General features: G+C 55.8%; 13 protein-coding genes and 1 pseudogene. 10 read left to right on the plus strand and 4 right to left on the minus strand.

Annotated features, from left to right (window positions below):
- Positions 1–244: 244 nt before the first annotated feature.
- From ACOYNV_RS21895 to ACOYNV_RS21905, 3 genes and pseudogenes are all read right to left on the minus strand, one after another.
- A pseudogene (locus ACOYNV_RS21895) lies at positions 245–1,141 on the minus strand (IS5 family transposase).
- Between the two features lie 154 nt (positions 1,142–1,295).
- The gene (locus ACOYNV_RS21900) at positions 1,296–1,856 is read right to left on the minus strand and encodes a shikimate kinase (RefSeq protein ID WP_422901935.1); all 561 of its coding nucleotides are present in this window, start codon (positions 1,854–1,856) and stop codon (positions 1,296–1,298) included.
- A gap of 26 nt (positions 1,857–1,882) precedes the next feature.
- Positions 1,883–3,544, minus strand: a complete 1,662-nt coding sequence (locus ACOYNV_RS21905) for an ATP-binding domain-containing protein (RefSeq protein WP_422901936.1) — start codon at positions 3,542–3,544, stop codon at positions 1,883–1,885.
- A 132-nt stretch (positions 3,545–3,676) separates the two neighbouring features.
- On the opposite strand from ACOYNV_RS21905, the gene ACOYNV_RS21910 reads away from it, so the two are divergent.
- The 10 genes from ACOYNV_RS21910 to ACOYNV_RS21955 all read left to right on the plus strand — a co-directional run bounded on the left by ACOYNV_RS21910 (position 3,677) and on the right by ACOYNV_RS21955 (position 10,848).
- Positions 3,677–4,207, plus strand: a complete 531-nt coding sequence (locus ACOYNV_RS21910) for a hypothetical protein (protein ID WP_422901937.1) — start codon at positions 3,677–3,679, stop codon at positions 4,205–4,207.
- A 48-nt stretch (positions 4,208–4,255) separates the two neighbouring features.
- Positions 4,256–5,209 (plus strand): T3SS (YopN, CesT) and YbjN peptide-binding chaperone 1, encoded by a 954-nt coding sequence (locus ACOYNV_RS21915; protein WP_422901938.1) that lies wholly within the window; start codon positions 4,256–4,258, stop codon positions 5,207–5,209.
- A gap of 181 nt (positions 5,210–5,390) precedes the next feature.
- Positions 5,391–5,630, plus strand: coding sequence for a type II toxin-antitoxin system ParD family antitoxin (locus ACOYNV_RS21920; RefSeq protein WP_422901939.1), 240 nt, complete (start codon positions 5,391–5,393; stop codon positions 5,628–5,630).
- Positions 5,627–5,944, plus strand: coding sequence for a type II toxin-antitoxin system RelE/ParE family toxin (locus ACOYNV_RS21925; RefSeq protein WP_422901940.1), 318 nt, complete (start codon positions 5,627–5,629; stop codon positions 5,942–5,944). Before ACOYNV_RS21920 ends, ACOYNV_RS21925 begins: the two co-directional genes overlap by 4 nt.
- A 37-nt stretch (positions 5,945–5,981) precedes the next feature.
- A complete protein-coding gene (locus ACOYNV_RS21930) occupies positions 5,982–6,920 on the plus strand; it encodes a 3'-5' exonuclease (protein ID WP_422901941.1) in 939 nt (312 codons plus the stop codon).
- A 367-nt stretch (positions 6,921–7,287) separates the two neighbouring features.
- Positions 7,288–7,698, plus strand: coding sequence for an FKBP-type peptidyl-prolyl cis-trans isomerase (locus ACOYNV_RS21935; RefSeq protein WP_422901942.1), 411 nt, complete (start codon positions 7,288–7,290; stop codon positions 7,696–7,698).
- Positions 7,699–7,756: 58 nt separating this feature from the next.
- The gene (locus ACOYNV_RS21940) at positions 7,757–8,317 is read left to right on the plus strand and encodes a hypothetical protein (protein WP_422901943.1); all 561 of its coding nucleotides are present in this window, start codon (positions 7,757–7,759) and stop codon (positions 8,315–8,317) included.
- A gap of 137 nt (positions 8,318–8,454) precedes the next feature.
- Entirely contained in the window at positions 8,455–9,234 is a 780-nt protein-coding gene (locus ACOYNV_RS21945; RefSeq protein ID WP_422901944.1) for an ADP-ribosylglycohydrolase family protein, read from the plus strand.
- Positions 9,231–9,767 (plus strand): macro domain-containing protein, encoded by a 537-nt coding sequence (locus ACOYNV_RS21950; RefSeq protein WP_422901945.1) that lies wholly within the window; start codon positions 9,231–9,233, stop codon positions 9,765–9,767. Before ACOYNV_RS21945 ends, ACOYNV_RS21950 begins: the two co-directional genes overlap by 4 nt.
- A 70-nt stretch (positions 9,768–9,837) precedes the next feature.
- A complete protein-coding gene (locus ACOYNV_RS21955; protein ID WP_422901947.1) occupies positions 9,838–10,848 on the plus strand; it encodes a competence protein CoiA family protein in 1,011 nt (336 codons plus the stop codon).
- A gap of 62 nt (positions 10,849–10,910) precedes the next feature.
- Here the strand turns inward: ACOYNV_RS21955 and ACOYNV_RS21960 are convergent, their stop codons facing one another.
- Entirely contained in the window at positions 10,911–11,603 is a 693-nt protein-coding gene (locus ACOYNV_RS21960) for an ATP-binding protein (RefSeq protein ID WP_422901946.1), read from the minus strand.
- Positions 11,604–11,708: the final 105 nt, after the last annotated feature.

An 11,708-nucleotide genomic window follows, 5' to 3' on the forward strand; every position in this document is an offset into this window, starting at 1 on the left:
AGTCCATCCTGAGGACTACACCCTGCCCCACCAGGTGGGCGCAAAAATCCATCGGAAGGGACATCCAAGGCTGGTCTCAGCATCCGCAAGAACCCTTGGCAGTCAATCCTTAAGTTCTTGCCGATCCCAGGCCAGCAGGCTTTCTGAGGTACTCGACGACGCGCACGGGCATTGCTGTGGAAAGGGAGCGGCGTTGTTGAATAAATTAGAAAGAGGCGAAAGAATCCCTATTTCTGGGGTATTTCTAGATTTTCACGGACACTGGCATGCACAGATGGGTCATTCGGTTGAGAGCAGACGCACTGATCCATGCCTCGGTTTTTTGCTGAGGCAAGGCGCGCGCTTTCATGACGCTGCCGAAAATTCGCTTGAAGCGTTGCATGGCCAGTTCCACATGGCTACGCAGGCTGTAGCCCGTTTCCCTCTGCCAAGCTATGCGGCCCTTTTGCTCGATGGTTTGAATATGCCCGTCTCGCTGTGAGTTGTCGGCCCAAGAACAGACCGTAGTCTTGTGCGGTGGAATGATAACTTGGGCATCGGGCTGCTTGTTCGGAACCGTTTCAGAAACCGGTTCGCCATCATAGGCCCCGTCGCCCATGAAGGTCACGAATGGCGTATTGATCTGGTCAAGAAGATCGGGAACGGCCGTGGGGTCGCTTACTTCTGGCGTGGTAAGTTCGCAGGCCAGAACCTGATGGTTTTCGTCGATCGCAAGGTGCAGCTTGCGCCAGGTTCGTCGTGCCGGAACGTCATGCTTCTCTTGGTGCCACTCGTCTTTTCCGTAGGCCTTGAGTCCGGTCGAATAAACGATCACAAGGCTGCCCGGTTCCATCGCTTTGCTCAGCACATGCCGGGGCAATTCGATGCTGCGCTTGGAAATACTGCTGAAGTCAGGAATGGCGATGTCCGCCTTCAACATCAGCGCCACTGAAGTCATGAAGCCTTCAGTCTGTCAAAAGGGCAGATGAAAGACCTGGCGGATAAACACCGCCGTTTCAATCGCGACATCCGAATACTCCTGTGGCCGACCCCGTGCGCCTGTCTTGGCTGGACGCCATTCATTGACGGCCTCTGCCGAAAACCAGATCGTGATGTCACCGCGTCGACGCAATGCCTCGTTGTATTCGGGCCAGTTGGTCACCTTGTAATTGTGCTTGGTGAATTTGTGGCGGCGATTCTCGTTATGTTTGTAGGGTACGGGTTGTCTTTGGCGAAGAAATCGATCCGCATCGTGCCAGTTACCGACTGGTGGGTGATATTTTCGATTTATTCAACAACGCCATCTTTCACCCTTCTTATCTTGCGGTGGCCTGCAAGAAATCCACAATGGCTTCCTTGAGTTTGTCAGCCGCGCCCTTCTCATCCAGATCCTCGATATCGAGTCGAATGTGTGCGCGTCCATAGGTCTTGCCGAAATACGTAATGTCTTTCTTGATCTCTTTCAGATACCAGCGCTTATCTTCAGGGGTGAGGACCATCTCGATTGGCTTCGAGTCGATATCATAAAAGGTGATCCGTTTCAGGAGATTCTCTGGTCTGTCGCTGAGCGCTATAACGATTCCCGGGACTTTTTTTATTACTCGCAGATAGCCACCCATCAATCCGCTGGGTGGTAAGGCAATCACACTGTCCAGGCTTTCCGGGCGGGCGAGGAGCGCAGTCAAAGCCTTGGCGGCTTCTTCGCGGAATGATCGGATTGTCCGGAACCTGTTCTGCAGCCTCTCGATACTCTCGCCAAAAAAAGCTTCGATTTCGTCATCAAGATCGAAGAATCTGACGTGCAGATGCTCCGCCAGTTTTCTCCCTGTGGAGGTTTTGCCAACGTCAGCAACGCCGGTCAGGAATATTCTCATCATCGATCCCGTGAATTCTCACCCATGCATCAAGGCTTGTACGCTGGGATTTCGTCACCCAAGCGCTCAATCAGCCTCCCTGCGGCACGCTCGGAGACGATCATCGTCAATTTGATCGTCGCCCGGGTGAAGCCGACAAAGAGTTTGCGCAGCACGAGTTCATCGAGTTCCTCGAAGTCGATTTCCGTGAAGATCACGCAGGGTGCCGCCTGGCCCTTGAAGCGGTAGACAGAATCCACAAGCACCTCGCCTTCGGTGAAGACCGGGTTGCCGAGCAGGTCATAGTTACCGGTAAACTTCCGAAGGGGATACGGACCCAGTTGATCAAAGGGCGTCAGCAATGAATGCTCCCGGCCCCGATAAGTGACAAGCGCGATCATGTCGCGCTTGAATCCCGCTGCAATGTTCTGGGTAATCGCGCGTTTGGTCTGGGCAATCAAATCGGCGGCATCGGCATACGAGACGATCTCAACCTCGGACCCGGTCAGCGGACTTCCCGCTTCCACGCCCTGCCCTGTCGGCAACAGGCGATTGAGGTGCCCGAGAATGTCTTGCGGGCTGCGGAAGTTGGTTTCCGAACGGATGACTACCCAGCCAGGCAGTTCGACCGGAGGACGCCCATAGAGATTCTGCATCGGGTCTTCCAGCCACCAGGCGCGACCGGTCGGGCGCAAAAGCTTCAACACGTTTTCTTTCCACGGTGCCTGGAAATCCTGCCCCTCATCGATGATGATTTCATAAAAACGCCAGCGCTCGGCGGGGACATAGTCGTTCAGAAAGCTTTCCAGGCGGGCAAAGGCACCGGGCTGGGTAAAGTCAGGAACGTGTCCTGCCTCGCGGTAAATCCGGTCTGCCAGTTGATGGTAAGTTGCCACCTCGCCACCGACCGGAGCGATCAAGGCCACATGATCCGCCAAAGGACGGTTGTAGCAGACATACAATGGACGGCGCCCCGCCGCCAAAGCATCCCGGAAAACCGCCAGCGCCAATTGCGTCTTGCCGGAACCGGCCGTGCCGATCACCCGCAGGCGGAAGGGTTCGCACTCGATCTGCCGTGCCCACTGCGTGAGTCCCCCGGACAGGCGGGTGTAGAGGGTTTTCGCCTGGCCGACGACGGCATTGACCTCGGGCACCAGATTAAGTTGATCGCCAAGAAATCGGTGCAACTTGGCGATCTGCGGATTGACAGGCTCATTGGCCGGCAAGATGGTCTTGATGATTTGCACAAGGTAGTCGCGCCGTTTGGCATCGATAATCCGTTCCGGATCGATGCCGGCGGAACCGGGTTGCTTGACCGTGTAGTCCGGACAATAGAGCAAGGCATCGACAAAAAACCCGGCTTCCGGACAGAAATTCCGCAGGCGGGTGTGCAGCGCTTCGGTCGTTCGGCCCATCTGGAAAGCGACCGATTTTTCCTTGGCGGCATAGACCTTGACCAGGCCCTCCGGGGTTTCGGCAAGGAATCCCGATTTCTGCTCGATCAGGAGCAATTTCCCGGCCGGACTGACCACCGCGAAATCGATCTCGCCAACCAGGGCAAAGCCGTGCTGGATCCGCGTCCAGTGCACGCCATGATAGACGGTGTAGTCGTCGGGCAGGCCGGCGGCGAGAACGGCCAGGGTTTCCAACTCACGCTGGGCCGCGCCCACTGCAGACATCTCGCGCCAGCCTTCGGGAACAACCTTGGCCATCGGCAGCATTCCGGGATCAAAGAGATTGAAGGATCATACCAGCGTATTGCGCGGCTGCTGGCGACACCGGATCGGCAAGGCTCATCTGCTGAGCCGACGCAGGGATATGATTATAAAAAACAAGGAAAGCCCATGACACTCAGCACCCATAGCCTTTATGTCTCGACCTTTACCGGCAAGCAATTCTATCCGCTGGCTCCGACGCCCGATCAGATCGACATCGAGGACATTGCCCATGGTTTGGCGTACCAGTGCCGCTTCAACGGGCAGACGCGGCATTTTTACTCGGTCGCCCAGCACAGCCTGATCGTTGCCGACCTCGTTCCGCCGCCCCTGCGACTGGCGGCGTTGCTTCACGATGCGGCCGAAGCCTATATGGGAGATATGGTGAAACCACTGAAACAACTGTTTCCGCTGTTCTCCGAAATTGAAGGCAAGGTTATGAGCGCGATTGGACTTCGCTATGCCATTGGAAGCTTCGACGATCCGGCCATCAAGCGCGCCGATTTGATCGCCCTGGCCATGGAGAAGCGGGATCTGATGCCCAATTCCTCCGAACCGTGGGAATCGCTCCGGGGCATTGTCGCCAGCCCCATGCGGATTGCGCCGATGTCGCCGCAAGAAGCGAAGGCAGCATTTCTCTCGGCCTTCCTGGCGGGATAAGGCGGCACCCTGACGAGCACACTCATCACAACGACGGAAGGAAACAGAATGACAAAACCAACCATGAAAACCAAACCTGCTTCAGCGCGCCGCCTGTCGGCCGCATGGCCCCGGTTTGCACAGAAACTGGCGACCGTCCTTGAAGAACTTGAGGAAGACCAGTACCTGATTGTGTCGGTAAAACGTTCGAACCGATATATCCAGTTCGCCGCCCAGGGATCCTTCGGGATGCGAGTTGAAACAACGAGCAATAGTTATCTGGAAAAGCCGGAACAACTCAATGCGCAGCAGATCGCTTCTTTGATTGATGCCGGCTGGGATGTTCCGACCGGGGATCCGGCCGAAGCGACTCCCGAGAACGACCCGGACGGGTCGCCTAACTTTTTCGTGGATTTTTCCGAATCGACATCCTTCGAAGCCATGGCGAACTTGACCGTTAAGACCTTCGCCGAAATCCTCTGTGTTCCCTATCCAGGATTCCTGCAATACGAAGCCAGGGATGCCAATGGGGAAGCGATCGTGCTCCCGAACTTGGGGCTGAAGCGGGCAAGTGGTGCCTCCCAAGACATGAGTCCGGCGGCGGTGTCACAACAACTACTGGCGACGCTCGAGGAGACGACGGGGATCAACGATCTGGAATTTGACGGCGACGGTGATATCGGGATTAGTTTTAATAGTGCGCTCATTTACGTGCGACTCCTGGAGGATCAGCCCTACGTCCGCATATTCTCAGCGATCCTCAGAGACGTGGAAGAACACCCTGGTATTTATGCTCGATTGAACGACATCAACGCCAATGAAACCCTGATGCGTTTCGTTTTCCGTAATGGAGCAATCTTCGGCCTCGCCGACATTTCCTCCGCGCCCTTCGTGGGTGCCCATATTACCCAAGCGTTCGTTCATTTCAGTACCATCGCCGACGCCATGGGACCCCTGCTGCAAGAAGAATTTGGCGGCCAGACGGCGTTCTACAAGCCGATGCCCAGTTTGATGAAGCATTGAGTCTGTGCGAAGCCGAGACCTGAGCAGCCAACCAGCAGTGGCGAACGAGAACCTGCGGTCCGTGCCCCTGCATTTTGAGCGTGACAGTCGAACAGGCAGGGCGGTTTCATTGGGGCAAGTGACTTGATTGGTTGGTCTTGCCAAATTTTGCCAAGCATCCTAAACTTTGACGATGACGACGATGAATATTTCCCTCCCAGACTCCCTGAAGGAGTTTGTCGACCAGCGTGTCTCCTCGGGCGGTTATGGCACGTCGAGCGAGTATGTTCGCGAACTCATTCGTAGTGACAAGGATCGGCTCCAGTTGCGCGGTCTCTTGTTGGAGGGGGCGCAATCGCCGGTGACGGGTGAAGCCGATGAAAACTATTTTGAATCCTTGCGTGAGGGCATTCGTAGCCGCCTGCCAGCAACCAGCGCATGAAGCCGATCGTTCGGCGAGCTAAGGCCGATGCGGATGTGCAAGCAGCGGTTGAGCATCTACTGCTCAACGCACCTGAAAGTGCTTTGCCATTTACGGAGTCACTTCAACAGGCGTATCAGCACCTCCAGAAGTGCCCGAATTCCGGATCGCCACGCTACGCTCACGACCTCAATCTGCCGGGATTAGAATTCTGGCTGTGCAATGGATTCCCGTATCTGGTCTTCTATGTCGAGCTTTCAACACGAATCGAAGTCTGGCGCATCCTGCATGGCCACCGGGATATTCCGGAATCACTTCCCGCCGAGCAAAGCTGATCAACCCAAGACTCAACGACAGGACACAATAAAAATCATGGAACCCATCGACTTCAGCCGCGAACCGAACGCGGAACAAGTGGCACTGGCCACCGACTGGCTGGCGCGCGGAAACTATCGCGTCATCCGGCCTCTGCCGATGCGCACCACCTTCAGCGATGCTCCGACCCCTGAAAAACTCATCACGGTGGCCATCCTCGATACCGAAACGACCGGCACCCGGCCGGGCCAGGACAAGATCATCGAGTTGGGCATGGTGTTCGTTGAAGTGTGCCCTCAGACCGGACAGGCGTATCGTATTCTCGAGGTATTCGACGAACTCGAGGATCCGGGCATGCCGATTCCGGAAGCGTCGACCCGAATCCACCACATCACCGATGCGATGGTATCCGGCAAGCGCATCGACGATGAACAGGTCGCCGCACTGGTCGCAAACGTTTCCTTGGTGATCGCGCACAACGCGGGTTTCGATCGGGTTTTCGTGGAACAGCGGTTCCCCATTTTTGCCACGAAGGCGTGGGCTTGTTCGTGGGCACAAATTCCATGGTCAGAGGAAGGCGTTGGCAGCTCGAAACTGGAGTTTCTGGCCTACTTCTATGGCTTTCATTTCACCGGTCACCGGGCCGTTACGGACTGCCAGGCACTTCTCGAAGTGCTCCAGCAGACCCTCCCCTCTTCTGATGCGAGAGCCATGCAGGTTCTGCTGCAGAATGCCTGGGAATCGGACATCAAGGTTTCGGCCCTTGGTTCGCCCTTCGAATCGAAGGATGTCCTCAAAGAGCGTGACTACCGCTGGAATGGTGACAAAAAGGTGTGGGCCAAGAGCATTCCTAAACAACGCCTTGACGAAGAGGCGGCGTGGCTAAAAACCTTTGTCTATGGCGGCAAAGGCTTCCGGTTGGAACTTGAGAAAATAACTGTGATGAACCGTTTCTCCAATCGGCCGGGGCCGATCGAGGTGGTCAATTACGACTGAGGCGCTGAGTGGCAGTCTCCTGCGGGCAGTCGTCATGCAAAGGCCAAGTCACACGAAAGCGGCATTCTTCAATTCGATGAAAGGATCCAACAATGTACTCCGTAGTGTGCAAACAGACGGGGCAAGTCCTCGCGAAAAACCTGACGCTTGACGGCGTTGATGCCTGGGTGGCAAGAAACGAATCGAAATATCCAAGTATTCACGCCGTGGGCATGACAATTTTTGTGGCCGACACTGTTTAGGGAGAATTAGCTTCAAGTCTTTTTCGGGCTCGATATCCATTACTCGGGTCCCCAGACTATTCAGATTTACGGCACCCTCTCGATGGATCTTCTCAACATTTGAATCAATCAAAGCAAAGGCATCCATGCAAAAGCTGCTCATTACAACCGCTGCCACCCTCATCGCGCTCTCCTTTCAAGCCGTTGGGGCTGAGCCCAGGGAAGAGAAAACCACCTCTGGAATCGTGATCACCACGGTCAAGGAGGGAACGGGCGCCACCCCCAAGAGCAGCGAAACCGTCAAGGTCCATTACCGCGGCGTACTCAACAATGGCAAGGAATTCGATAGCTCCTATGGCCGCGGGCAGCCGGCTACTTTCCCGTTGAACCGGGTGATTCCCTGCTGGACCGAAGGGTTGCAGACGATGAAAGTCGGTGGCAAGGCAAAACTGGTTTGCCCTTCCAATTTGGCGTATGGCAGCCGCGGCATTCCGGGCACGATTCCGCCCGACTCGACGCTTGTTTTTGAGGTGGAGTTACTGGAAATCGTCAAATAGAATGCGGTTTCCTCGCACGCCTGCTCGGCCTCAGTAAAACCTCGTTTTGATCTTGACCGTGAATTTCTCCGACACCATCGCCACCCTCAACAATGCCTCCGCCTTCGAGCTTTACCGCTTGCGGGCCGCCATTGATCGCGTCCTGGACCAGCCGGGATGGATGGATGCCGTTCGGTCCCGCATCGTCGTCGGCCAGACCGTCGATTACTTTGACCCCCAGGCGAATCGTTCCCACCAAGGCCAGATCGTCGAGTTGCGGCGCAAGCAGGCGGTCGTCCTGGATCTTGCTACCAAAAAACGCTGGCTGATCTCTTACGCAGCCATCAATCTCGATGGCGCCGACGTGGAGATCCGAGAACAACCGGCACAGGGCCTTGGACGGAACGAGGTATCGATTGGTGAGGTGGTCGGGTTCGTTGATCGCAGCCAGCAACAGCGTAGCGGCCGGATCGTCCGGCTTAACGACAAGACGGTGACCTTGCACTGTGGTCATCAGCAATGGCGCGTCGCTTACACCCTGCTTCATCGCGTCGTTGATTCAAGCGCTTCGAACGGCGAGACCTTGGAACTGGCAGATTTCGGCCCTGATGACGCCTACGAAGCCAGCGAGATCAGATAAGTACGGTCGCAAGCAAGTATTCCTGGGAATACGGGGTTGTAAGCCCAAGCCGGCGGAAATAGCGAATTAACTGGCTCATCTGGCGAGCCAATACCAAGACATACTATGTGGCATAGACCCTGAGGGAGCGGTAAAACATGCTGGGAGCAGTCATCGGAGACATCGTGGGCTCCATTTATGAATTCAATAACCATCGCGCGAAGGATTTCACCCCTTTTTTCAACCGGCGTTCCTTTTTCACCGACGACACGGTTTGTACCGTGGCGGTGGCAGATGCCCTGGTGAATTCCCGCCACCCTGCCGAGGCACTAAAGGACTGGGGAGAGCGATATTGGGAAAACGGCGGGTGGGGTCGCAGTTTTGCGCTCTGGCTAGGCTCCGAGAGCCTCGAACCATACAATAGCTACGGCAATGGTGCCGCGATGCGCGTTGCCCCGGCAGGTTTGATGGCGAGTTCGCTGGAGGAAGCTGTGCGTCTATCTGGGCAGGTAACCGAAGTTACGCACAACCACCCGGAGGGCATGAAAGGAGCCGCTGCTACAGCGACAGCCATCTATCTTGCCCGCAGCGGTTCAAAGCAGGATGAAATACGGGCACACATATCGGAGACATTCGCCTATGACCTGAGCCGCTCTGTCGATGCTATCCGTCCAACGTACAAATTTAACGAAACCTGCCAGCAGACAGTGCCGCAAGCCCTGACCTGTGTACTGGAAGCAGACGGCTTCGAGGATGCAATTCGTAACGCCATTTCCATCGGTGGGGACAGCGACACGATTGGTGCAATTGCCGGAGGTGTCGCGGAGGCACTGTTCGGAATTCCCGACGATATTGCCGAACGCGGATGGGGTTACCTTCCGCAGGAAATGCGTGAAGTTCTCACGCAGTTGTATCGAGTGGCCGGCCAAACAAAATGAGCAAGGGAAATAATGCCAAAATCACCGTCGTGCGCGGCGATATCACCGAACAGCCTGACTGCGAAGCCGTGGTTAATTCAGCGAATCATCGCCTCCTCGCCGGTGCCGGCGTATGCGGAGCGATTTATCGTGCGGCCGGTCCAAAACTGGAACCATGCAGCGTCCAGCTGGCCCCTCTGGCCCTCGGTTCAGCCGTGGTGACACCCGGTTTCAATCTTCCGAACAGGCTCATCATCCACACGCTGGGACCAAAGTACCTTATCGACCCAGACCCTTCAGGCAATCTGGCATCGGCCATGAGGAATACGCTGCTGCTGGCCGATGAAAACAAAGTCACCCGGGTGGCTGTTCCTGCCATATCAATGGGTATTTTCGCTTACCCGCCGATGGAGGCAATACCGATTCTGGTGCGGACGGCTCACGAAATGGTCAAGCAGTTGCAGTATGTTAAGGAAATCCGCTTTGTGGTGCTTGATGACGACCTTTTTGGCCGATTGTCAGAGGAAATCAAGAATTCAGCCCATTTGGACTAACTGAATATCTCCGCAGCTTGCCATGGCTACCGCACTTCTGCTTCCATTCGCCAAACAGCTTTCCAATGGGATGCTCGTTACTCCAAAGGAGGTTCCGCGGGGACTTGCGTGCCATTGTATCTGTCCAGGATGTGAGCATCCGGTGCAGGCCCGACAAGGGACCGAGAAAGTCTGGCATTTCGCGCATGCAAAGGCAGAAGCGTGTGATGGCGCCTACGGAATCTCCGTGCATGAACTGGCCAAGCAGCTCATCCGAGAACGTAAGGAGCTCCTGCTTCCAGCATTGAAGGTGGTTGTTTCCGCCCGAGGAACTGGCGGCGAAAACTTCGTCGAACAAGAGGTGGTCTTCGAAAGCAAATATGTCCATCTCGATGATTGCAAAGCCGGCCGACGGCGCGATGAAATCACCCCGGATCTATCCGGTAGCCGGAAGGGCAGACAAATTCTTGTTGAAGTCACGGTCTTCCACCGATTGATGCCTGAACAGCGGCAGCGCCTCATTGACACGGGGCTGGCCTCCTTCGAAATTGACCTCAGCATCTTCAAGACCCAGCAGGCCTCTCGTGAGTTGGTGGAAGATGCCATTTTCAGGCCGCCAGGAAATCGGCGATGGATTTACCATCCCAGGATGGCTGAAGTCGAGGCGACCCTGCGCGCTCGCCTTGAAACGCGGTTAGAGGAATCCAGGGCCGCTTGGGAGAAAACCGAGGCCTTGCGAAAAGCCCAGGAAGCAGAATGGGAGAAGAAGCGGGAAGCTCTGGCGGCACGCGACAACATGCTCCCGAGCCCTTTCAGGCCATACAGCGTCAGCCACGAACCCGTATTGCGCCCGGTCAGTGAACTCGGCTGGAAAGCGTCATTCCCTTCAACCGAGCGTTGGCAGCCGGCCCGGAAGGCTTTTTGCGCGCGGCTCGGTTTGCCTGAATCACTGGTTGATGCAGTGATGAGTACGATGACCAGGCGCAGCCATCTGGCCACCACCAACCCGGTCGAGCTTTCAAAGGAATGGTCGGAGGCTTTGGGTGTTCCTGCGGCTGAGATTTTCCAATACTTCCGTGAGGCGGGATGCACGCAAGATTAAGATGCCCCCCGTAGTCGCAATCCGTAGCGGCTCATCAGTTAGCGTTTCGGCCATGGATATACTCAAAGACTGCCTGCCGGAATGGCGAGGATGCGTTCATCTAACCAGCGCGGGCGTTCATCGTTATTGATGACCAACCCCAGAGGGCAGTTGTGGGTTGTCACAAACTCAGAGATCGAACGTAATGAACGTTTATCCGACTGCTGCGTCAGTTTGATTTCCACCGGCAGGAGGTGCGAACTGCCAAACTGGCCTTCTAGAACCAGATCGATCTCCGCTCCGCCCCTTGTCCGGTAATGAAAGGGCTCCACATCAATGCCGGCATTTTCGAAGCCTCTCAATAAGGTCTCAACGACCATACCTTCCCAGGATTTACCAACCACAGGATGGGTGGCGAGCATGGTGTGATCCTGGATTCGCAAGAGCCGATGCAACAGGCCACTATCCCGCAAGAACCCCTTGGGATGCTTGACCAATTGCTTTGCCGGCGAGCGATCCCACGCCGGAATGTGTCGCCACAGGAAGGTATCGTGAGCGATGCTCAACCAGTCACGGACGGTGGGTTCGCTTACCCCGAGGGTTCTGGCGATGTCCGCATTATTGAGAATGTTCCCGGAATGCTGACTGAGCAGAGCGATAAATTGCCGGTAGCGATCCCGATTAAGATTGGGAAACAAGACACCGATGTCTCTCAGTAAATAGGCGTCGATATAGTGGCGGTACCAAAGACTGCGAAATTCTTCATTCTCGCTCAACCAGGGCTCTGGATAGCCGCCCTGAAACCAGTAGTCGCGAACCTGCAATACCTGTTAACGGTGTCGTCTCGCCGTAGAAATCTGGCGTCAACGGTTTGGCAAACC

The sequence above is a fragment of the Propionivibrio sp. genome, assembly GCF_049316945.1.
Classification (GTDB): Bacteria; Pseudomonadota; Gammaproteobacteria; order Burkholderiales; family Rhodocyclaceae; genus Propionivibrio.

Coding starts and splice junctions, on each gene's coding strand:
- ACOYNV_RS21900 (WP_422901935.1), bottom strand. CDS start 1,856: ATGATGAGAATATTCCTGACCGGCGTTGCTGACGTTGGCAAAACCTCC.
- ACOYNV_RS21905 (WP_422901936.1), bottom strand. CDS start 3,544: ATGGCCAAGGTTGTTCCCGAAGGCTGGCGCGAGATGTCTGCAGTGGGC.
- ACOYNV_RS21910 (WP_422901937.1), top strand. CDS start 3,677: ATGACACTCAGCACCCATAGCCTTTATGTCTCGACCTTTACCGGCAAG.
- ACOYNV_RS21915 (WP_422901938.1), top strand. CDS start 4,256: ATGACAAAACCAACCATGAAAACCAAACCTGCTTCAGCGCGCCGCCTG.
- ACOYNV_RS21920 (WP_422901939.1), top strand. CDS start 5,391: ATGAATATTTCCCTCCCAGACTCCCTGAAGGAGTTTGTCGACCAGCGT.
- ACOYNV_RS21925 (WP_422901940.1), top strand. CDS start 5,627: ATGAAGCCGATCGTTCGGCGAGCTAAGGCCGATGCGGATGTGCAAGCA.
- ACOYNV_RS21930 (WP_422901941.1), top strand. CDS start 5,982: ATGGAACCCATCGACTTCAGCCGCGAACCGAACGCGGAACAAGTGGCA.
- ACOYNV_RS21935 (WP_422901942.1), top strand. CDS start 7,288: ATGCAAAAGCTGCTCATTACAACCGCTGCCACCCTCATCGCGCTCTCC.
- ACOYNV_RS21945 (WP_422901944.1), top strand. CDS start 8,455: ATGCTGGGAGCAGTCATCGGAGACATCGTGGGCTCCATTTATGAATTC.
- ACOYNV_RS21950 (WP_422901945.1), top strand. CDS start 9,231: ATGAGCAAGGGAAATAATGCCAAAATCACCGTCGTGCGCGGCGATATC.
- ACOYNV_RS21955 (WP_422901947.1), top strand. CDS start 9,838: ATGCTCGTTACTCCAAAGGAGGTTCCGCGGGGACTTGCGTGCCATTGT.